At 73.7% G+C, this 18,628-nt stretch carries 22 protein-coding genes, 2 tRNA genes and 1 pseudogene; 16 read left to right on the top strand and 9 right to left on the bottom strand.

Annotation, left to right across the window (positions count from 1 at the left end; translation table 11 throughout):
* Positions 1-24: 24 nt before the first annotated feature.
* Genes FSW04_RS07925 through FSW04_RS07940 form a run of 4 tightly spaced genes read left to right on the top strand, consistent with a single transcriptional unit; the run spans position 25 to position 2,107 of the window.
* Positions 25-792 (top strand): rhomboid family intramembrane serine protease, encoded by a 768-nt coding sequence (locus tag FSW04_RS07925; RefSeq protein WP_146918051.1) that lies wholly within the window; start codon positions 25-27, stop codon positions 790-792.
* 19 nt (positions 793-811) lie between these two features.
* Positions 812-1,159 (top strand): hypothetical protein, encoded by a 348-nt coding sequence (locus tag FSW04_RS07930; RefSeq protein WP_146918053.1) that lies wholly within the window; start codon positions 812-814, stop codon positions 1,157-1,159.
* A 1-nt stretch (position 1,160) separates the two neighbouring features.
* Positions 1,161-1,835 (top strand): metal-dependent hydrolase, encoded by a 675-nt coding sequence (locus FSW04_RS07935; RefSeq protein WP_146918055.1) that lies wholly within the window; start codon positions 1,161-1,163, stop codon positions 1,833-1,835.
* Positions 1,832-2,107, top strand: a complete 276-nt coding sequence (locus tag FSW04_RS07940) for an Lrp/AsnC family transcriptional regulator (protein ID WP_146918057.1) — start codon at positions 1,832-1,834, stop codon at positions 2,105-2,107. The genes FSW04_RS07935 and FSW04_RS07940 overlap by 4 nt, the downstream gene beginning before the upstream one ends.
* Positions 2,108-2,114: 7 nt before the next feature.
* Here the strand turns inward: FSW04_RS07940 and FSW04_RS07945 are convergent, their stop codons facing one another.
* Positions 2,115-2,348: a hypothetical protein gene (locus FSW04_RS07945; protein WP_146918059.1), complete on the bottom strand. Its 234-nt coding sequence runs from the start codon at positions 2,346-2,348 to the stop codon at positions 2,115-2,117.
* A 57-nt stretch (positions 2,349-2,405) separates the two neighbouring features.
* On the opposite strand from FSW04_RS07945, the gene FSW04_RS07950 reads away from it, so the two are divergent.
* The 3 genes from FSW04_RS07950 to FSW04_RS07960 are packed head-to-tail and all read left to right on the top strand — an operon-like array spanning position 2,406 to position 3,987.
* Positions 2,406-2,963 carry a hypothetical protein gene (locus tag FSW04_RS07950; protein WP_146918061.1) on the top strand — a complete coding sequence of 186 codons (558 nt, stop codon included), beginning with the start codon at positions 2,406-2,408 and terminating at the stop codon, positions 2,961-2,963.
* Positions 2,964-2,996: 33 nt separating this feature from the next.
* On the top strand, positions 2,997-3,635 hold the full coding sequence (locus tag FSW04_RS07955; protein WP_146918063.1) for a DUF1795 domain-containing protein: 639 nt from the start codon (positions 2,997-2,999) through the stop codon (positions 3,633-3,635).
* A gap of 16 nt (positions 3,636-3,651) precedes the next feature.
* A complete protein-coding gene (locus FSW04_RS07960; protein ID WP_146918066.1) occupies positions 3,652-3,987 on the top strand; it encodes a tRNA-binding protein in 336 nt (111 codons plus the stop codon).
* Between the two features lie 1,008 nt (positions 3,988-4,995).
* Here FSW04_RS07960 and FSW04_RS28355 read toward each other — a convergent pair.
* Positions 4,996-5,340: pseudogene (locus tag FSW04_RS28355) on the bottom strand (RNA polymerase sigma factor); the annotation flags it as partial.
* A 283-nt stretch (positions 5,341-5,623) separates the two neighbouring features.
* On the opposite strand from FSW04_RS28355, the gene FSW04_RS07970 reads away from it, so the two are divergent.
* Both FSW04_RS07970 and FSW04_RS07975 read left to right on the top strand, forming a co-directional pair.
* A tRNA-Leu gene (locus FSW04_RS07970) sits at positions 5,624-5,708 on the top strand.
* 19 nt (positions 5,709-5,727) lie between these two features.
* A complete protein-coding gene (locus FSW04_RS07975) occupies positions 5,728-5,991 on the top strand; it encodes a DUF167 domain-containing protein (RefSeq protein WP_146918068.1) in 264 nt (87 codons plus the stop codon).
* On the opposite strand, the gene FSW04_RS07980 is transcribed toward FSW04_RS07975, so the two are convergent.
* A complete protein-coding gene (locus FSW04_RS07980; RefSeq protein WP_187369338.1) occupies positions 5,988-6,596 on the bottom strand; it encodes a winged helix-turn-helix transcriptional regulator in 609 nt (202 codons plus the stop codon). The genes FSW04_RS07975 and FSW04_RS07980 overlap by 4 nt on opposite strands.
* A gap of 340 nt (positions 6,597-6,936) precedes the next feature.
* Between FSW04_RS07980 and FSW04_RS07985 the strand changes: the two genes are divergently transcribed.
* Positions 6,937-8,580: an acetolactate synthase gene (locus FSW04_RS07985; protein WP_146918073.1), complete on the top strand. Its 1,644-nt coding sequence runs from the start codon at positions 6,937-6,939 to the stop codon at positions 8,578-8,580.
* A 525-nt stretch (positions 8,581-9,105) separates the two neighbouring features.
* On the opposite strand, the gene FSW04_RS07990 is transcribed toward FSW04_RS07985, so the two are convergent.
* Together FSW04_RS07990 and FSW04_RS07995 are read right to left on the bottom strand one after the other, a co-directional pair.
* A complete protein-coding gene (locus FSW04_RS07990) occupies positions 9,106-10,038 on the bottom strand; it encodes a Ppx/GppA phosphatase family protein (protein WP_146918075.1) in 933 nt (310 codons plus the stop codon).
* Between the two features lie 29 nt (positions 10,039-10,067).
* Complete coding sequence (locus tag FSW04_RS07995; RefSeq protein ID WP_321167683.1) at positions 10,068-10,862, bottom strand: 2-hydroxyacid dehydrogenase; 795 nt, start codon at positions 10,860-10,862, stop codon at positions 10,068-10,070.
* A gap of 160 nt (positions 10,863-11,022) precedes the next feature.
* Here FSW04_RS07995 and FSW04_RS08000 point away from each other — a divergent pair, with 160 nt between their 5' ends.
* The 3 genes from FSW04_RS08000 (at position 11,023) to FSW04_RS08010 (ending at position 13,503) form a co-directional block, all read left to right on the top strand.
* Entirely contained in the window at positions 11,023-11,325 is a 303-nt protein-coding gene (locus FSW04_RS08000; protein ID WP_146918077.1) for a hypothetical protein, read from the top strand.
* 82 nt (positions 11,326-11,407) lie between these two features.
* Positions 11,408-11,481: transfer RNA gene (locus tag FSW04_RS08005), tRNA-Met, on the top strand.
* A gap of 804 nt (positions 11,482-12,285) precedes the next feature.
* A complete protein-coding gene (locus FSW04_RS08010; protein WP_228431001.1) occupies positions 12,286-13,503 on the top strand; it encodes a PP2C family protein-serine/threonine phosphatase in 1,218 nt (405 codons plus the stop codon).
* Positions 13,504-13,662: 159 nt separating this feature from the next.
* Here FSW04_RS08010 and FSW04_RS08015 read toward each other — a convergent pair whose 3' ends face one another.
* On the bottom strand, positions 13,663-14,595 hold the full coding sequence (locus FSW04_RS08015) for a DMT family transporter (protein ID WP_187369339.1): 933 nt from the start codon (positions 14,593-14,595) through the stop codon (positions 13,663-13,665).
* Positions 14,596-14,819: 224 nt separating this feature from the next.
* Here FSW04_RS08015 and FSW04_RS08020 point away from each other — a divergent pair, with 224 nt between their 5' ends.
* Both FSW04_RS08020 and FSW04_RS08025 read left to right on the top strand, forming a co-directional pair.
* Positions 14,820-15,422 carry a dihydrofolate reductase family protein gene (locus tag FSW04_RS08020; protein ID WP_146918083.1) on the top strand — a complete coding sequence of 201 codons (603 nt, stop codon included), beginning with the start codon at positions 14,820-14,822 and terminating at the stop codon, positions 15,420-15,422.
* A gap of 124 nt (positions 15,423-15,546) precedes the next feature.
* Entirely contained in the window at positions 15,547-15,903 is a 357-nt protein-coding gene (locus FSW04_RS08025; protein WP_146918085.1) for a hypothetical protein, read from the top strand.
* Here FSW04_RS08025 and FSW04_RS08030 read toward each other — a convergent pair.
* Complete coding sequence (locus FSW04_RS08030) at positions 15,876-16,340, bottom strand: phage tail protein (protein ID WP_146918088.1); 465 nt, start codon at positions 16,338-16,340, stop codon at positions 15,876-15,878. The genes FSW04_RS08025 and FSW04_RS08030 overlap by 28 nt on opposite strands.
* 68 nt (positions 16,341-16,408) lie before the next feature.
* Between FSW04_RS08030 and FSW04_RS26920 the strand changes: the two genes are divergently transcribed.
* On the top strand, positions 16,409-16,792 hold the full coding sequence (locus FSW04_RS26920) for a VOC family protein (protein ID WP_228431003.1): 384 nt from the start codon (positions 16,409-16,411) through the stop codon (positions 16,790-16,792).
* Positions 16,793-16,807: 15 nt separating this feature from the next.
* Here the strand turns inward: FSW04_RS26920 and FSW04_RS08040 are convergent, their stop codons facing one another.
* Together FSW04_RS08040 and FSW04_RS08045 are read right to left on the bottom strand one after the other, a co-directional pair.
* Positions 16,808-17,899 (bottom strand): sensor histidine kinase, encoded by a 1,092-nt coding sequence (locus FSW04_RS08040; protein ID WP_146918091.1) that lies wholly within the window; start codon positions 17,897-17,899, stop codon positions 16,808-16,810.
* Entirely contained in the window at positions 17,892-18,575 is a 684-nt protein-coding gene (locus tag FSW04_RS08045; RefSeq protein WP_146918093.1) for a response regulator transcription factor, read from the bottom strand. Before FSW04_RS08045 ends, FSW04_RS08040 begins: the two co-directional genes overlap by 8 nt.
* Positions 18,576-18,628 lie beyond the last annotated feature (53 nt).

Consider the following 18,628-nt stretch of genomic DNA (forward strand, 5'->3'; position numbering starts at 1 on the left):
ACGGGTCCTAGAATCGAACTCCAGATGGCCGGCACGCCCGACCTGTTCGTTGTCTGCAAGAAGTGCGGGTCGGAGGTGAGCCCGTACATCACCGAGTGCCCGTACTGCGGGACGCGGCTGCGGAAGCGGGCCCCGAAGATCGACCGCCGCGCCGGCGAGGCGACGCCGCGCGCGCCGCGCCGGGCCGTGCGCCCGACGCTGACCCCGCTGCGCAAGGACGAGATCCCGGGCATCCGCGGAGACCCGACGGGCCGTCCGAACGTGACCATCCTCCTGCTCGCCCTGTCGCTGTTCGGCTTCCTCATCCTGGCCTTCATCCCCGACGGCGACATCGCGCTCAACGCGCTGGCCTCCGAGCACCCGTGGCGCTACGCGACGGTCGCCTTCTTCTACCCCAACGGCTGGTACCAGCTGGCGATCCTGCTGCCCATCGGGATCTATGGCTGGCGCCTGGAGCAGCGCCACGGACCGCTGCTCGTGCTGGCCCTGTTCGCCGCCTGCGGGGTCGGCGGCGACGCGATCGCCAACGTCGTGGGCTCCGACAGCCTGATCTTCGGCGCCCCCGGCGCGGCGCTGGGCATGCTCGCGGCGTGGGCGCTGCCCGACGTGCTGCGCGCCCGCCGCGGCGACGAGCACGACGGCGACCTGCTCGGGACGCTCGTGCTCGCCGTCGTCGTGGCGGTCATGCCGGCGGTCACCTACGAGGCCAGCGCCGTCGCGACGTTCTCCGGCGGGGCCATCGGCGCGCTCGCCGGGGCCATGCTGCTGCGCACGGCGGCCGCCCGCCACTAGCGCGCTACGCTGGCCACGCGTGCCCGCGCCCCGCTTCACCGCCGAGCAGGTCGACGCCGCCGTCGCGGCGCTGTCCGACGATCCGGAGCGCTTCGTCCACGCCCAGGAGATCGTCACCCACGCCGCGCCCGGCCTGCAGCGGGTCCTCAACGAGGCCCTGCACGCGGGCGGCTGGTTCGGCGAGGCCCACGAGGCGCAGGTCACCGGCGCGGCCGCCGGCGAGGACCCCGGTGAGCGGGCCATCGCCATCCGCACGCTCATCGCCGAGGAGACGCGGCTGAGCATGCTCGTCGGCGTCGCCGTCGGCCTGGAACTGGCCCGCGCGCTGGACGCCACATCCCACCCACGTCCCGAGGAGGACGGCTGACATGCAGATCCGCTGGCTGGGCCATGCCGCCTTCAGCCTCGAGCACGACGGGCGCACGATCCTCGTCGACCCGTGGCTGACGGGCAACCCGAAGGGCGCCGCATCGGCCGACGAGATCGCCGCCGACGCGATCTTCGTGACCCACGGCCACGGCGACCACCTGGGCGACACCGTCGCGATCGCCAAGCGGACGGGCGCGACGGTCGTCGCGGTCGTCGAGCTGGCGGCCGAGATCGAGCAGGAGGGGGTGACCGTCATGAACCCGAACATCGGGGGCACGGCCGAGCTCGGCTTCGCCTCCGTGCGGCTCACGCCGGCCTGGCACACCTCCACGACGCCCAAGGGCACCGTCAACACGCCCGCCGGCCTGGTCATCGAGTTCGGCGGCAGGCGGGTCTACCACCTGGGCGACACGGCGCTGTTCAGCGACCTCGCGCTGCCGTCGCGCCGTGGGCACATCGACGTGGCCCTCATGTGCGTCGGCGGCTTCTACACGATGGACCGCTTCGACGGCGTCGTCGCCGCCGAGCTCGTCCGGGCCGACCAGGTCATCCCCTGCCACTACGGGACGTTCCCGCCGATCGAGACCGACGTGCAGGCGTTCAAGAGCGACGTGCAGAACGCCGGCTTCGCCGAGGTCGTGGTCCTCGATCCCGGCGGGACGCACGAGCTATGACGACCGCGGTCGTCCTCATCGAGGCCGAGCGCGACGCGCTGACCACGCTCGGCGGCGTCCTGGCCGACCTCGACGGCGTGGCCGAGGCCTACTCGGTCACCGGTGAGTGGGACTTCGTGGCGATCGTCCGGGTGCCGCGCCACGAGCAGCTCGCCGAGGTCATCACGGCCAAGCTCGTCCAGCTGCCGGGCGTCAGCCGCACGCAGACGATGGTCGCCTTCGAGGTCTTCTCGGAGCACGACCTCGACGCGATGTTCTCCATCGGGCAGTGAGCGGGGGCTAGCCGTCGTGCTGATGCCCGGGCTGGAACCAGACGCCGCGGTCGTGCCAGTCGTGGGCCATGAGCACCCCGCCGGCCGCGAGCACGGCGCCGAGGCCGGCCACGTGCGCGCGCGTGGCCAGCAGGACGGCGCCCGCGGCGGCCGACAGCAGCGCCCCCGTGGCTCCGTGGTGGCAGCGCTGGCCGGCGATCCAAAGCCGGCGGCGGCGCGAGTCGTACTGCAACGCGGTCATCCGGGAACCTCCTTGTCGCCCCGGGCGATGATGGGATCGCCGCGCAGGATCCTCGCCGTGGCGGCGTTCGTCGTCCTCCTTTCGTTCAGTGCGTGGGGCTGCGGCGGCTCGGGCGACGGCGAGGGCTCCAAGGTCGCCGCCCAGCCGGCGACCGCGCCGCCGGCGACCTCGACCGACATCCCGACGACGGCGACGCCGACGACGACCCCCGCCACGACCCCGGCGGCCACCACGCCGGCGGCCACGACGCCCACCGCCACGACGGGCGTGCCGGCCCCCGGGACGGCGACGACGACCACCGGCGAGGACCAGCCCGGCGGCGCCGGCGACGAGGAGGCCATCCGCACGCCCGCCGCGTTCACCGTCGGCGGGCAGGGCTTCACGCCCGCGCGCATCACCGTCGCCGCGTTCCTGCCCGTCGACGTCGCGCTGACGGCCAGGGCCGGCGGCTACCGCGTCACCGTCGACGCCCCGGGCGGGGGAACGGTCGACGTCGCGCCGGGCGCCACCACGCACGTGCGCCTCGGCGGCCTGAAGGCGGGCGACTACGCGATCACCACGACGTCCGGGCGCGCGACGCTGCACGTCGTGGCCGGCGGCGACCCCGGGCCGTAGGACGGCCCGGCGCCGACACTAGACTCCCCGCCGATGTCCGTCGTGCGCCCCGAGTTCGGCCCGACCCTGCCCGAGATGCTCGGGCCGCGCCTGCGGGCCCTGCCGCGCGCCGTCCAGGCCGCGCTGGCGCTGCTGGTGGTCGCCGTCCTGGTGTGGGCGCTGGCGCTGCGGGGCGGCGGTGCCGGGGCGCCGAACGGGGTCGTCATCCGCTCGCCGATCGAGGCCAACTTCCTCTACCGCGCACCGTTCACCCGGCTGGCCCCGGCCGCCGGCGAGCTGGCACGGGTCGGCGGCGGCGGCCAGACGTTCTCGGTGCGCGAGCTGCGCCTGCCCGCCTACCGGGGCGACGCGGCCGGGTTCCTGCCCATCTACACGTCGCAGCTCGAGCGCGAGATGGCCCGCGCGATGCCGGGCTTCCAGTCCCGCTACGAGGGCCGCGCGAACGTCAACCAGATCCAGGGCTACGAGATCCAGTTCCAGTACCGGCCGCGCGGACGGCTGGTGTACGGGCGCCGGATCCTCCTGCTGCCGGGGCCCACGGCCCGCCAGGGCGCCGAGCTGCTCCTCGTGGCGCCGCGCTCGCCGGCCATCGCCCGCGTGGACGCCGTGGGCAAGAACGGCCCCCTGAAGACGTCCCTGCGGTCCTTCCGGTTCGGCACGGAGCGCCCGTGAGGCCGGGGCCACGGCGATGAGCGACGAGATCACGTTCGAGGACTTCGCCAAGGTCGACGTGCGCGTCGGGCGGATCGTCGCCGTCGAGGACTTCCCGGAGGCGCGTCGCCCCGCCTGGAAGCTGCGCATCGACTTCGGCCCGGAGATCGGCGAGAAGCGCTCCTCGGCACAGATCACGAACTACTCGCGCTCCGAGCTCGAGGGCCGGCTCGTGCTCGCCGTCGTCAACTTCCCGCCCCGACAGATCGGGCCCGTGCGCTCCGAGGTCCTCACGCTGGGCACCTACAGCGGGGAGACCGTGCTGCTCGTCGACCCGGGTCCCGAGGCCCGGCCCGGCGACCGCCTCGGCTGACCCGCGCTCAGGGCGCCGTGGTCGAGGGTGGCGTCGCGCCGCTGGGCGGCGTGGCCTGCGCAGGGGCCGGGTCGGCCTGCTGGGCCGGCGCGCCCTGGCTCTGGTCGGGCACGGGGGCCGGCGTCCCGGCGGGCGCGGCCGGCGCGGGGTCCGGCAGTGCGCTGGCCGCCGGGTCGGCCGCGGGCGTGGCCGCGGGGCGGCCGCCGGCGCCGCGGGCTCGGCGGGCTCGGCGGGCTGCGGGGGCAGCGTCGTGTCGGCGTAGCCCTCCTGCAGGGCGGCGTCCGAGGGGGCCGCGGTCGAGGCGGGCGGCGCGGCGCTCGGCGCCTGGGTGGTCGACGGGGCGACCGCGCTGGCCGGGGCGGTCGTGGTCGCCTTGGCCTTGGCCTGGTGGGCGGCGGCGGAGGTCCGCTCGCGCTCGGCGCCCGGCGCCGGCTGTGGGGTGGAGCGCACGACGACGGGCGGGGCGGTGGCGGCCGCCGCGACGTGGCGCGTGGTGGCCGACGCGTTCTGGACCGCTGCCGCGGACGGCGCGACGCGGTGGCGCTTGACCTGGTCGACCTCGACGGCGCCGGTCGTGACGATGGCCACGGCGGCCAGCCCGGCGGCGGTCTTGGTCGCCACGGCGCCGAGGCCGGCGCTCAGCGCGCTGCCCGCGCTCGCGCCGCCGACGGTCGTGACGGTGCCCGTCGCGGCGGCGCCCCCGGCGCCGGCGGCGGCGCTGCCGGCCCCCTGGGCCAGGAGGAACTTCTTGAGCAGCACGAGCGGTCCGACGGGGAACACGGCGGCCAGGGCCCGGTTGGTCTGCGAGAGCTGCTTCTTGAAGGCCGCGCAGCGCTGGCAGCCGCGAACGTGGCGGCGGACCGGCGCGCTGACGCGGCCCAGGCCCTCGGCCCACTCGCCGAGCTCCTCGCGGACCTCCGAGCAGGTCAGGCGGCGCGCCTCGGCCGCCTCGGCCAGCGACACGCGCGCCCGGACCAGCAGCGACTTGACCGACGGGACCGTCGTCTCCATCGCCTCGGCGATCTGCTCGTAGCTCAGCGCGTCGATCTCGCGCAGCAGGAGCGCGGTGCGCTGGGTCTCGGCCAGCGTCTGGACGTCGGCGACGAGCTGGCGGAACTCCTCGCGGTCGTGGACCTTGTCGGCGGTCGTCGTGCCGTGCTCGGCGAGGTGGACGTCCATGGAGTCCACGCCGATCGCCGTCTGCTTGCGCAGGTGGTTCAGGCAGCGGTTGCGCGCGATGCGGTACAGCCACGGCCGCACGTTGATCGCGCGGTCGTCGGCGAGCATCGCGTTGAAGGCGGCGGCGAAGACCTCCTGCAGCACGTCCTCGGCGTCCTCGCGGGAGCCGAGCATGTGCCGGCAGAACGCGAGCAGGCGGGCCTGGTAGCGGCCGACGAGCGCCTCGTAGGCCGCCTGGTTGCCGCGCCGGGTCAGGGCGACCAGGCGCTCGTCGCCCTGCAGGCGCAGGAGCGGCGTGGGACCGCGCAGGGCGCCGGTCCCGGGGTGCTTGAGGGCTGAGACTTCCACGCGTGGGGCGGACCGGGGCCCGCAAGGCAGAGAACCGCCGGCGGTCCCGGAAGTTGCGATCGGAGGCCCCCATTGTGACAACGCCTCGGGGTAGGCTGCGCAAGGTCCCGCCCGGGTGGTGGAACTGGTCAGACACGGCCGGCTTAAACCCGGCTGCCCGCGAGGGCATGGGGGTTCGAGTCCCTCCCCGGGCATGCGTGGGAGCATGCGCCGATGGCCGACCTGCGCGTCCGACTGACGCCCCGTGGCGGGCGCGACGCGATCGGCGGCTGGCGCGACGGCGTGCTGCAGGTGCGCGTCGCCGCGCCCCCGGTCGACGGCCAGGCCAACGCCGCCCTGTGCCGGCTGCTGGCCAAGGTGGTCGGCGTCGCGCCGTCGCGCGTCACCGTCGTCCGCGGACAGGGCGCCCGCGAGAAGGTCGTGCGGGTCGACGGCCTCCGGGCCGCCGACGTGCACGAGCGCCTGCCGCCGGGCTAGGCGACCGCGGCGTCGCGGACGGCGCCCGCCGCGAGGGCGTCCAGGAACGCCTCGGCGATCTCGTGGTCGCCGGTGATCTCGAGCTCGGTGCGTGAGGCGTCGGGGCCCAGGGCCTCGATCCACGCGCGCTCGGGCCCGGCCACGCGGGCGTCGGCCTCGGGGGCCGAGCGCTCGGTGAGCTCGACGCGGCCGTTGCGGGCCGTCAGCACGTAGCGCTTGAGGTCGCCGGCACGGCGCATGACGGTCACCTCGAGAACGCCCTCCACGCCGTCGGGCACGGCCAGTCCGGGCGCCGTGCGCAGGATCGCCCCGATGTCGATGGACTCGTCGGGGCGTGGCGGCGACCAGGCCCAGCGCGTGCCCCAGCGGGCCAGCGCGCCGACGACCGGCAGCAGGTCACGGGCACGCTCGGTCAACTCGTAGTCGACGCGCGGCGGCACCTCGCGGTAGCGCTGGCGGGTCAGCAGGCCGTCGGCGACCATCCGGTTCAGCCGCGAGCGCAGCTGCTCGGTGGAGATCCCCGGCAGCACGCGCTGGAGCTCGACGAAGCGTCGGGGGCCCGGCACGAGATCGCGGACGATCAACAAGGTCCACTTGTCGCCCACGAGGTCCAGGGCGCGAGCGTCGGGCGCCCACTGGTTGTACGGGTGCCGCTTGGGTGGTGGAACGGAGGGAATGGCTGTCTCCCTTGAGACCGCTGGTTTGTTCGGACCCTCAGCCACATCGAGCATACCCTCGTCCGCGGCCGGACGCGCAGTTTTCCGGCAGAGGTGGACGCGCATTCGACCATGAGTGAGTGGATCATGGCGTAAAGGGACACAAATCCTGTACCGAATGACGGTCCATCGTCACATTGGTCTCCGGGTGATCGGAGCCACGGGCCCGGAGCGCTTCCGTGCGTCGCGCCCGGCGTGACACGCGGGGCGCGGCCGCGAGGATGCACGGATGAGCACCGAGACCGAGCCGGCCACGCGCGTCCACGGCGGACGGCTGATCGCCCGGCGGCTGAAGGCCCACGGCGTGACGAAGCTGTTCACGCTGTCGGGCGGCCACATCTTCCCGATCTACGACGGCTGCCGGGCCGAGGGGATCGACATCGTCGACACCCGCCACGAGCAGACGGCGACGTTCGCGGCCGAGGGCTGGGCCAAGGTCACGCGCGAGCCCGGCGTCGCCGCCGTCACGGCCGGCCCCGGGGTGACCAACGCGATGAGCGCCATCGCCTCGGCGCAGTCGTCGAACTCGCCGATCCTGGTGCTCGGCGGCCGGGCGCCGGCGATGCGCTGGGGGATGGGCTCCCTGCAGGAGCTCGACCACGTCCCGTTCGTGCGTCCGCTGACCAAGCTCGCGGCGACCGCGGACGCCCCGGACGAGATCCCCGGCCTCGTCGACGACGCGCTGGCCGCCGCGATGCGGCCGCATTCGGGGCCGACGTTCCTGGACTTCCCGATGGACCACGTCTTCTCCGAGGGCGAGGACGCGGGGATCCAGGGGGCGCTGCGCGACCCGCGCGACGAGCCGGCGGCCGCGGGCGTCGAGCGCGTGCTGGCGCTGCTGGCCGAGGCCGAGCGGCCCGTGATCATGGCCGGCACGAACCTCTACTGGGGCCACGGCGAGGCCGCCCTGCTCGAGTTGGCCGAGCGCCGTCGCATCCCCGTCTACCTCAACGGCCAGGCTCGTGGCTGCGTGCCCGCCGACCACGAGCTCTTCTTCTCGCGGGCGCGAGCCGAGGGGCTCAAGGGCGCCGACCTGGCCCTCGTCATCGGCGTGCCGATGGACTTCCGACTGGCGTTCGGCGCGTCGTTCGGCGAGGACACCGACCTCGTGGTGCTCGACCGCGCAGAGCCGCTGCGCGACCACCCGCGCCCGGTCGCCGCCGAGCTCTACGGCGGCATCGGCGCCACGCTGCACGCGCTGCTGCCGGGTGCGGGCCCCGTGCCCGACACGACGGCCTGGGTCGCCCACCTGCGCGAGACGGAGACCGCCAAGCGCGAGGGGGAGCGGGCCGAGCTGGCCGACGACCGCTCGCCGCTGCACCCCATGCGCCTCTACGCCGAGCTCGCCCAGGTCCTGGACCGCAGCGCCATCATCATCGGCGACGGGGGCGACTTCGTCTCCTACGCCGGCCGGGTCATCGACAGCTACGAGCCGGGCTGCTGGCTGGATCCGGGGCCGTTCGGCTGCCTGGGCACGGGCCCGGGCTACGCCCTGGCGGCCAAGCTCGCGCATCCCGGCCGCCAGGTCGTCCTGCTCGTCGGCGACGGCGCCTTCGGCTTCAGCGGCATGGAGTTCGACACGCTCGCGCGCCACGGCGTGGACGTCGTGGCGGTCATGGGCAACAACGGCATCTGGGCGCTGGAGAAGCACCCGATGGAGTTCCTGTACGGGTACTCGGTGGCCGCCGAGCTGCGCCCCGAGACGCGCTACGACGAGGTCGTGGCCGCGCTGGGCGGACACGGCGCGCTGGTCCGCACGCCCGGCGAGCTGCGCCCGGCGCTCGAGCGGGCCTTCTCGGCCGGCCTCCCGGCGCTCGTCAACGTGCTCACCGACCCGGCGGTGGTCTACCCCCGGCGCTCCAACCTCGCCTGAGCGCCCGCGCGCCAGACCGAGCGGCGGCGCGCCCCCATCGAGGTCGCCGCGCGGGCATGGCGCGCACCCTGGATCCGGCAGGAAAGGAGGATGGAGGATCTGCGGTGCATCGGCCGGCGCGGCGCGACCGTCCTGACGCCCGGAAGCCGCCCCAGGGGGCGGCTTCCAAACTCGGCCCCGACAGGACGGGCAGGGGTACGTGCCATGCGGGGGCCTGATTGTCTGGCCCGAGCGGCGGGAGGCGCCGTTTCAACGCGGCTTCGCCCGGGCCTGTCCACGCCGGTCGGACGGCGGGCGAGCCTTTCGGTCCGCGCGACCTTCGTACCCGACGCAAAGGCCATCTTCTCTCCGGGTTCTGAGGCGGACAATCATACGTCCGTCCAGGCACGTTCCCAGAAGTGGGGAGGGCCGGTACAACCCCGAGCGCGGCGCTCGGGAGGCGTGGCTTCGCTGAGGTCATCTCGACCTCGCCGCATGCGGCCGGGGCGGGCGTGTCCTCAGCCCGCGCCCGTCCCGCCGCCAGCTTCAGCCGCCGCTCGCGGCGGCGAGCGCGAGCGCCGCGCCCCGCAGGATGTCCTGCTCGGAGACCTCGAACTCCTCGAGGCCGAACGCCCGGAGGGCCTCGATGAGCAGGATGAGGCCGGCGACGATCGTCGGCGCGCGATCGGGGTGCAGGCCCGTGACCTCGCGGCGCGCGGCCTCCGTCATCTGCGCCAGGCGGGCCAGGAGCATGTCGCACTCGGCCAGCAGGACGACGTAGCCGTCGACGCGGGCAGGGTGGTAGGGGTCGAGCTCCTGCAGGATCGATGCGCACGATGTGGCCGTGCCCGCGACGGCGATCGCGGCCTGCACTCCCGCGCGCACCGGCTCGGGGACGGCGCCCGTGAAGATCTCCTGCGCCTCGGCCGAGAGGGCCTGCAGCTCGTCGGGGTCGGGCGGGTCGCGGCGCAGGAAGCGCTCGGTCTGGCGCACGACGCCGGCCTGCGTCGAGACGTGGAAGTCCACTGGGCCGCCGGGCACGCCGCACACGAGCTCGGTCGAGCCGCCGCCGACGTCGATGACCACGACACGGCGGGGATCGTCCGCGCGCCCGCCGGTCGCGCCGCGGAAGGTCAGGGCGGCCTCCTCCTGGCCGGTGATCGTGCGCGCGCCGAGGGCGAAGCGCGCGTTGACCTCGGCGGCGAACGCCGCGCCGTTGCGTGCGTCGCGCACCGCGCTGGTCAGCACGGCGGTGACCGCCTGGACGTCCTGGGCGTCGATGCGCTCGCGGTAGGCCGCCAGCGCGGCGAAGACGCGCTCGATGGCCTCGGGCTGCAGCGTGCCGGAGTGGTCGACGCCCTGCCCGAGGCGCGTGACGATCGAGTGTCGCTCGAGCTCGGTCAGGGTCTCGCCCGGCCCGGTGTCGGCGATGAGCAGCCGGGTGGAGTTCGTCCCGATATCGACGACGGCGATGCGCATGGCGCGGACCTTACGCGCGGCCGCGCCGGTCAGCCCACGGGGTGGGGCAGGGGCTCGCCGGCCAGCCCGGCGAGCAGGTTGGCGACCGAGAGCTCGGCCATGCGGCGCCGGGCGGTGTGCGTGGCCGAGCCGATGTGTGGGACGACGAGCAGGTTGGGGGCCTGCAGCAGTGGGTCGGCGGCCGGCAGCGGCTCGGGGTCGGTGACGTCCAGCGCGGCGCCGCCGATGCGGCCCTCCCCCAGCGCACGGGCCAGGGCCTCCTGGTCGACGAGGCCGCCGCGGCCCGTGTTGACGAGGATCGCGTGCGGCCGCATCGCCGCCAGCGCGGCGGCGTCGATGAGGTGGCGGGTCGCGGGGGTCAGCGGCGGGTGGAGGGAGACGAAGTCCGCGCGGGCCAGCGCGGCGTGCAGGTCGTCGTCGCGGCCGACGCGCACGATCTCCATGTCGAAGCCGCCGGCGCGGCGCGCGACGGCCTCGCCGATGCGTCCCGCGCCGACGATCACGAGCGTCGCGCCGTGGACGTCGGCGCCGAGCCAGCCTGCCGGCTCCCAGGTGCGCCAGCGGCCGTCGCGGACGGCCTCGTGACCCTCGATGAGGCGGCGGGCGGCGGCGAGCAGCAGCGCGAACGCCAGGTCGGCGGTCGCGTCGGTCAGGACGTCGGGGGTGACCCCGACCGGGATGCCGCGCGCGCGGGCGGCGTCGAGGTCGATGTTGTCGGTGCCGACGGCGAAGTTGGCGATGACGCGCAGGTGGGGCGCGGCATCCAGGAGCGCCGGGTCGACGCGGTCGGTGACCATCGCCAGCAGGCCCTCGGCCGAGGCCACGTGGTCGCGCAGCTCGGTCGGGTGGGGGGCAGGCTGCCGGGCCAGACCTCGACGTCGTGGGCGTCGCGGAGGCGGTCGAGGGCGTCGCCGGGCAGCGCGCGGGTGACGAAGACGTGGGCCATGGCCGGATCGTGCCAGGGCGGCCACTACGCTGCGGTGCGTGCACATCGGCACGGCGCGGACCGGCGATCCGCAGGCCCCGGAGATCGTCCCGTCGGCCCACTGCGTCCGCCGCTACCGGGAGCGGATGCCGGTGCGCGCGCCCGGCGGCGACGAGGTCGCCGCCGGCCTGCTCGCCGCCCTGGAGGCGGCCGACGTCATGCGCTGGCCGCCCGCCTGGGCGGTGTCGGACCGGCCCGCGCCGCTCTGGGCGGTCAGCGGTGATCTGGCGTTCCCGCTGGCGCCCACGGCCCGGCCCGGGCGCTGGCTGGCGGTCACGTGCCTGCGGCGCGGCAAGGGCTGACGGGGCGACGGAGCGGGGCCCCGGACCGGCCCGCCGGCTGACCGTTCGGGCACGTCCGGATCGGCTATAGTTCCCCGTACGCCGCGGGGTGGAGCAGTCTGGTAGCTCGTCGGGCTCATAACCCGAAGGTCGCAGGTTCGAATCCTGCCCCCGCTACTACGGAAGCCCCCTCTCGCCAGGGGGCTTTCGTGTCTCTCGGACTCGTTCGCTTCGGAGAACGCGGTCTCGTTCTTGGACCTACTCGTCCGCGCAACGCCACCGGCCGGTGCGGCTGCGGTGCGAGGGCCGGGTCCGATCGTGAATTCCCAGCGGTCCGCCAGGCGGGGCTGCTCGGAACCGTCGGTCGGCGCCGGCAAGCTGGCCATCTCGCCAGAGCTGCTGGCTTGATTCAGTCACGGCCTTCCGTCGCCACCGCCGGCCAGCCAACGCGGCCGCAACGACGACGCCGCTGCCCTCGCTCCGAAACCGCACCTCTCGCCGAGCCCGCCGCCCATGCCTTGATCGGTCCCGGTTCCTGTTGTCGGTCCCATCTTCGCCCGCGTCCCCGTGCTCGGCCTCTCTCGATGATCTGTCTCCTGTCTCTCTGCGGTGTTCCGTCTGACCTGTCTCGCCGTCCTGACCTGTCTGGCCCACCACCGCCAGCCCATGCCTCGACCCCTGTCCTGGTCGGGGTCACGACCAGGGCCCGATTCCGCATTGCCATCGGGCGTTTGGCGGTGGTGGGCCAACGAGGAGCACAGCCAAGGGCCGTTCGCTGGGCCTGTCGCGTGGGCGCAAGCGCGGCGGCGATCGGCTCGGCCCGACCGGGTTCATCTCGGGCTGCACACGGCTGGGAGCGTCGATGCCCGCCAGCGTAGGAGCCTCGCTCCCCGTTGAACTCCCGGGTACAGGTGCCATGCTATGCGCTTGGACGTCGCCGGGCCCAGTCGGCTGGAGCCGGCGAACCCGACTGCCACGCACTTGCCCGATCCCACGAATCTGACCGCTCACGCGGAGGACCGGCTCCGCGACCTGCGGTCGGTGACCGACGCGACATTGGGTCGTCTCGACGTCGACGAGCTACTGGCGGAACTGTTGCGACGCACGCAGGAGATCTTCGACGCCGACACGGCGGCGGTCCTGATGGTCGACGCAGCCTCACGTCATCTCGTGGCGCGCGCGGCTCGTGGGTTGGAAGAGGAGGTCTACCAGGGCGTCCACATCCCACTCGGCGCCGGATTCGCGGGGCGGATCGCCGCTCAGGGTCAGCCCATCGTCCTTGAGCGTGTCGATGCCACGACGGTCGCAAACCCGATCCTGTGGGAGAAGGGCGTCCGCAAGATGCTCGGCGTCCCGCTGCTCGCCGGCCGGCGAGTGATCGGCGTCCTGCACGTCGGGCGCATCGAGGATCGGCCCTTCGGGCCGGCGGACGTCGAGCTTCTCGAGGTGGTGGCCGATCGTGTCGTGGGTGCCGTCGCGCGACGCCAGGGGGCCGTCGAGCACGCCGCCGCTGGGCTGCTTGAGCGAAGCCTGCTTCCCGCGGCCCTGCCCGCCTGCGAGGGGCTGCAGTTCGCCAGCCGGTACATCACGCCCGACGACCGCAGCGTGGGCGGCGACTGGTACGACGCCTTCGTGGTTCCGTCCGGCGACCTCTGGCTCGTCGTCGGCGACGTCGCCGGCCACGGGCTCGGCGCGGCCGTGGTCATGGGGCGCGTGCGCAGCGCGCTGCGCGCCTACTCGCTGATCGCTTCGACCCCTGAGGAGGTGCTCAAGCTCACCGACCGCAAGGTCGAGCACTTCGAGATCGACATGATGGCCACGGTGGTGTGCGCGGTAGCCAGCCCGCCGTTCCACCGCTTCCGGATCGCCACGGCCGGGCACCCTCCGCCGGTGATCGCCGACCCGGAGCACGGCGCGCACCTGGTCCAAGCGCCGGTCGGGCCGCCGCTTGGCGCCATGAGCGCTGGCCAGCGCCGCTCGGTAGAACTCGAGCTTCCCCGAGGTGCGGCCCTGGTGCTCTACACCGACGGCCTGATCGAGCGCCGCGGCGAGCACCTCGTCCAGGGTCTGGGCCGGCTCCTGGCCGCGGCCGTCGCCGACGAACCCGAACGTGTGTGTCGCGCCATCCTTCGCGACCTCGTCGGCGCGGACGCTCCGATCGACGACATCGCCATCGTCGTCGCCCAGCGCACCCGGTAGCCCGCAGACGCCTGTCGTATGGGAGTCGCTCAGGAGCACGTGCCCAGGCGTCGGCCCGAGCTTCTCCTGGCCATCGCATGGGAAGCGCTGGCGCCGGGTCCAGACGGCGTAGGACGGTGAGGTCGAACCGAGGCGATCGCGGTCGGGTTCGGGCGATCGCTAGCGCGGCGGTCTTCCGCGTCGACGACCCAACCGTCCTTGGGCGGTTGCGGCGCCGAGGAGGATGACGGCCGCGCCCAGCGGCTGGTTGGCGGCGAAGGTCTCGTGGAGAAGCACGACGCCGGAGAAGGTGGAGAAGATCGGGATCAGATAGGTCACAGTTGAGGCGTTGGTTGCGCCAAACGTTCGGATCAGTCCGTAGTTGAGGACGTAGGCGACGCCAGTTCCCAGCACGCCGAGCGCGGCGATACAGGCAGCGGCGTCGGCGTGCACGCGATGTGGTGGGGTGGTCACCAGCGCGGTGACGATCGCGAGTTGCAGGGCGGCGCATCCGACCTGGGCGGTGGTCAGGCTCAGCGATCCCTCGGGCCGGCCTGAGAGGAAGCGTCGGGTGTAGGCGTAGCCAAAGCCGAACGAGGCCGCCGCCCCGAGACACAAGAGATTGCCCTCGACGGACGTCTTGCCGAGTCCGTTCCAGGCGCCGAGGACGACCAGGACACCGATGAATCCGAGGATCAGTCCGCTGACGCGCCGGCGATCGCCGTGCTCGTCGCGGATCAGCGCGATCGCGACCGGGAGCGTGAACAGCGGCGAGGTCGCGCTCCAGATGCCCGCGAGAATGCTCGACGTGTGCTCTTCGCCGTATGCGAACAGCGCGAATGGCACCGCGTTGAGCAGAGCTCCAGCGACAAACAGGTGTGCCCACGTCTGCGGCGAGCGGGGAAGACGCTGCGAACGAGCGGCCGCGAACAGGGCCAGGGTGACGGCGCCGACCAATGCTCTCCCGAAGCCAACCTGCATTGGGGCAAACGAATGCTCGGCAACTTTGATGAGCAGAAACGACGTTCCCCACACCACCGCCAGCCCGACGAACTGGACGCCCTCACTTGCCGAAGGACTCCCAGCACTGGTCGCAAGAGATGATGTGCTCACAAGCGCCACAACGTCGACGTCCCGCCGTTTGTGAGATCAGAGCAAACGCCGCGCTCCGGCTGCGCGGTGAGGACTCAGAGTTCGAGCCGAGCAAGCAGGAGGTGGGGCTCGCCGCTCGAGGTCGTCGACGAGCAGCGCTTCCGGTGCGGAGCGTTCGCGCAGACCCTGGTGCCCCGGCGATGACCGCGCCGATGAGTTCCGGGATCGGTGTCAGTCTGAGACCCATGACCCTGACGACCTGCCATATGTCCATCTCGCTCGACGGCTTCGTCGCCGGGCCGAGCCAGAGCCGCGAGAACCCGCTCGGCGTCGGCGGCAGGCAGGTCCACGACTGGCATCTGGGCGACGTGACGGACGAGGCGGACCTGACCGCCCAGAGCTGGCTGATGCGCCCGCGCGGCGCCTACGTCATGGGCCGCAACATGTTCGGCCCGATCCGCGGCGCCTGGGACGAGGACTGGCGCGGCTGGTGGGGCGACGAGCCGCCCTACCACGCCCCCGTCTTCGTCCTCACCCACCACGCCCACGACCCGATCGAGATGCAGGGTGGCACCACGTTCCACTTCGTCACCGAGGGCTTCGACGCGGCGTTCGAGCAGGCCACGGCGATCGCCGGCGAGCGCGGCGTCGACATCGCAGGCGGCGCGTCGACGGTGCGCCAGGCACTCACGGCCGGGGTCGTGGACGAGCTGACCCTCGACATCGCCCCGGTGCTGCTCGGGGCGGGCGAGCGGTTGTTCGACGGGATCACCGAGCTCGCGCTGACGCCGGTCGAGACCCTCCACTCGCCGCACGCGACGCACGTGCGCTATCGCGTGCAGCGCTGAGAGCCGCCGGCCGGGGTCGGCCCGTACCCCGGGTATCGCCGCCGGAGACCATCGTCCTCGTCGCCGTCACCGTCGCGGCCTGCAGCTGCACGCCGCCGTCGGCTTCGGCTCCGGGCCGTTGGGCATGCCGCCGCTCCCGGCGCTGAAGACGCCGGGCCGGGCCGTCGTCACGGCCATCGGCGGCGGCATGGTCGTCGACGGGCCGCAGCTCGGCGCGGAGCGGCGCCGAGCGCGCCCGCCGCTGCGCACGGTCTGGCCGCGGTCGGTCCCGGCGCGGCGCTCGGCGCGCTCGTGGCCGGCCGGCTGGGCCATCGCGTCGTGGCGCGTCGCCCTCGCGTGTGCGTCGCTCGCCTGCGCCTTCTCGGCCGCGCTGACCGGCGTCTTCGGTCCCGGGCTCGGGGCACTGGGCACCGGCGCCGGATGCCGCGACGGGGCGTTGCGCGAGCTCCCGGGTCAGTACTCGTTCTTGATGACGAAGTAGGACCCGCGGATCGTCCCGGCCAGCTTCGACTTCTGGCGGGCGAACTTGAAGCGTGGCACGAGCTCGGCGGGGATGTCCATCCCATCGGACAGCTTGAAGCCGACCGCCCGCTTCGCGTCGCCGTCGACCGTGTACATCACGTTGACCGACAGCCCGCTCTCGTAGAACACGTAGGCCATGCGGATGTTCTCGACCTGGAACGCCGTCGCCTGCAGTGGACGGGACGCGATCACGATGTCCCGTTCCTCCTCGAGGATCCGGTGCACCCACTCGATGGTCGCCGCGGCGTCGCTCGCGGACTCCACCGTGAAGTCGTGGTCGTACTTGTTCTTGAAGTAGCGCGCCTCGTTGGCCCGCAGCCCCGCGAGCGCGTCCGCGAAGGGTGACGACTCGAGACCGACGGTCGAGACGTCCTTGAAGTCAACGGTGTACGCCATGTCGCACGCTCCGGGCATCGTGGGTCGCCTGCGCCGCAGGCTACACGCGCGGTCGCTCCGTACTGCCCGTGGCCGACGTCGAGCGCAGCAAGACGTTCTTCGCGGCGCTCGGGTTCAGCTTCAACCCGCTGTTCAGCGACGAGGTCGACGCGGTCACCGACGCCGCGCTCGCCGCAGGCGCCACCGACCACGACGACGCCGAGGATCTCGGCTCAGCCGTAGCGCGCGACCATCCCGCGGTGCATGACGCGGTCGCCGACCACGCCGGCGTTCTCGCGGGGCGTCGTGGTGACGAGCGCGACCCTCACGCCGGCCGCCCGTGCCGCCCGATTCGCGCAGGCGCCGCTGGAACACCTCGGACGTGGTCCGGTGGAGGACCGGGTGCCCAGCCCACGGGCAGCCTTCAACGAGGCGTTCGCCACGCACGGCCTGGACTGGAGCTGGAGCCGTGACGAGTCCGCGGGGGTTCAGGTGCGGACAGGATCCGTGCGCTGCGGCGACGCGGGGAGGCGCACCGTGACGCAGAGCCCGCCGGTGGGCCGCGGGGTCAGGGTCAGGGTCCCGTCGTGGGCCTCGGCGATGCTCCGGACGATCGCCAGGCCGAGGCCGATGCCCGCGTGGTCGGTGCGGGCACGCTTGCTGCCGCGCTGGAACGGCTCGGTGAGCGTGGCGACCAGGTGCGGGCTGAGCGGCTCGCCGGTGTTCTCCACGGTGAGCGCCATCCCGTCGGCCTGCATGCCGGACGTGACCCGGACCGTGCCGCGTTCGGGCAGGTTGTGAACGATCGCGTTGTGCAGGAGGTTGGTCGCCATCTGCAGCAGGAGCGCGGGTGAGCCGAGCGTGGAGGTCAGGTCGCCGGACGTCTCGATCGTGACCCCGCGCTCCTCGGCGAGCGGCAGCAGCGTCTCGGCGGCCTCCTCGGCGACGAGCGACAGGTCGACCGGCTCCGTGAGGAAGGAGCGCCGGTCGGCGCGGCTGAGCATGAGCAGCGCCTCGGTGAGATCGATGGCCCGGGTGTTGACGGCGCGGAGGCGGTCGTCGAGCTCCCCGTTGACGCGGGTCGGGTCGCTGCGGGCCACGTCGAGCAGCGTCTGGGTGATCGCCAGCGGCGTGCGCAGCTCGTGCGAGGCGTTGGCGGCGAACCGCTGCTGCTCGGCGACGTGGGCCTCGAGGCGCGCGAGCATGGCGTCGAACGCATCGGCGAGCTCGCGGAACTCGTCGCGGCGGCCCGGCAGCCCGATGCGGTGGGCCAGCGACCCGGTCGCGGCCGTGCGCGTGGCGTCCGTGATGCGGGTCAGCGGGGCGAGCATGCGGCCGGCCAGGAACCACCCTCCCAGCAGGCCGAACACCAGCAGGAAGAGCAGCACCGCGGCCGCCGTCGGCGCGAAGTTGCGCAGCAGGTCGGCGTGGCTGCGGACCAGGAAGATCACCCCGGGATGCGCGCCGCGCGAGAGCGAGAAGTACCCCGCGGCCAGCAGCACGGCCCCGGCGAGCATGAGGAAGCCGGCGTAGCTGAGGGTGAGCTTGAGGCGGACGCTCAGCCCGGGGGGTCTATCCACGCCCGCCCTCCTGGCGCGCGGCGTCGATGCGGTAGCCGGCGCCGGGCACGGTGGCGACGATCCACGGCTCGCCGAGGCGCTTGCGCAGCCCGGAGACCGTGATGCGCACGGCGTTGGTGAACGGGTCGGCGTTCTCGTCCCACGCGCGCCGCAGCAGCTCCTCGGCGCTGACGACGCCGCCCTCGGCGGCGACGAGGACCTCGAGCACCGCGAACTGCTTGCGGGTCAGCGCGACGTGGCGCCCGTCGCGGTGGACCTCGCGGCGGAACGGGTCCACGCGCAGCCCCGCGATCTCCTGCACCGGCGGCCGGCTGTGGGCGCGCCGGCGATCCAGCGCCCGGAGGCGGAGCACGAGCTCGCGGAGCTCGAACGGCTTGGTGAGGTAGTCGTCGGCGCCGAGCCCGAAGCCCGAGGCCTTGTCGTCCAGCCGGTCGGCGGCGGTGAGCATGAGGATCGGCAGGCCGCTGCCGGAGGCGACGATGTGCTCGGCCACCTCGTCGCCGCTGGGTCCGGGGATGTCGCGGTCCAGGACGGCGATGTCGTAGGCGTTGACGCTCAGGAGTTCCAGCGCGGTGTCGCCGTCGCCGGCGATGTCGGCCGCGATGGCCTCCAGGCGCAGGCCATCGCGGATGGCCTCCGCCATGTACGGCTCGTCCTCGACGAGCAACACGCGCATGCCCGGATGCTAGGGCCGGGACATATCGCCGGCGTATGGAACGTCGCATACGT

The organism is Baekduia soli (genome assembly GCF_007970665.1).
Taxonomy (GTDB): domain Bacteria; phylum Actinomycetota; class Thermoleophilia; order Solirubrobacterales; family Solirubrobacteraceae; genus Baekduia; species Baekduia soli.

Excerpts from the sequence above, each read along its gene's own strand:
- FSW04_RS07925 (WP_146918051.1), top strand. The coding sequence starts at position 25 with ATGGCCGGCACGCCCGACCTGTTCGTTGTCTGCAAGAAGTGCGGGTCG.
- FSW04_RS07935 (WP_146918055.1), top strand. The coding sequence starts at position 1,161 with ATGCAGATCCGCTGGCTGGGCCATGCCGCCTTCAGCCTCGAGCACGAC.
- FSW04_RS07940 (WP_146918057.1), top strand. The coding sequence starts at position 1,832 with ATGACGACCGCGGTCGTCCTCATCGAGGCCGAGCGCGACGCGCTGACC.
- FSW04_RS07945 (WP_146918059.1), bottom strand. The coding sequence starts at position 2,348 with ATGACCGCGTTGCAGTACGACTCGCGCCGCCGCCGGCTTTGGATCGCC.
- FSW04_RS07955 (WP_146918063.1), top strand. The coding sequence starts at position 2,997 with ATGTCCGTCGTGCGCCCCGAGTTCGGCCCGACCCTGCCCGAGATGCTC.
- FSW04_RS07960 (WP_146918066.1), top strand. The coding sequence starts at position 3,652 with ATGAGCGACGAGATCACGTTCGAGGACTTCGCCAAGGTCGACGTGCGC.
- FSW04_RS07975 (WP_146918068.1), top strand. The coding sequence starts at position 5,728 with ATGGCCGACCTGCGCGTCCGACTGACGCCCCGTGGCGGGCGCGACGCG.
- FSW04_RS07985 (WP_146918073.1), top strand. The coding sequence starts at position 6,937 with ATGAGCACCGAGACCGAGCCGGCCACGCGCGTCCACGGCGGACGGCTG.
- FSW04_RS07990 (WP_146918075.1), bottom strand. The coding sequence starts at position 10,038 with ATGCGCATCGCCGTCGTCGATATCGGGACGAACTCCACCCGGCTGCTC.
- FSW04_RS08020 (WP_146918083.1), top strand. The coding sequence starts at position 14,820 with ATGACCCTGACGACCTGCCATATGTCCATCTCGCTCGACGGCTTCGTC.
- FSW04_RS08025 (WP_146918085.1), top strand. The coding sequence starts at position 15,547 with ATGCCGCCGCTCCCGGCGCTGAAGACGCCGGGCCGGGCCGTCGTCACG.
- FSW04_RS08030 (WP_146918088.1), bottom strand. The coding sequence starts at position 16,340 with ATGGCGTACACCGTTGACTTCAAGGACGTCTCGACCGTCGGTCTCGAG.
- FSW04_RS08045 (WP_146918093.1), bottom strand. The coding sequence starts at position 18,575 with ATGCGCGTGTTGCTCGTCGAGGACGAGCCGTACATGGCGGAGGCCATC.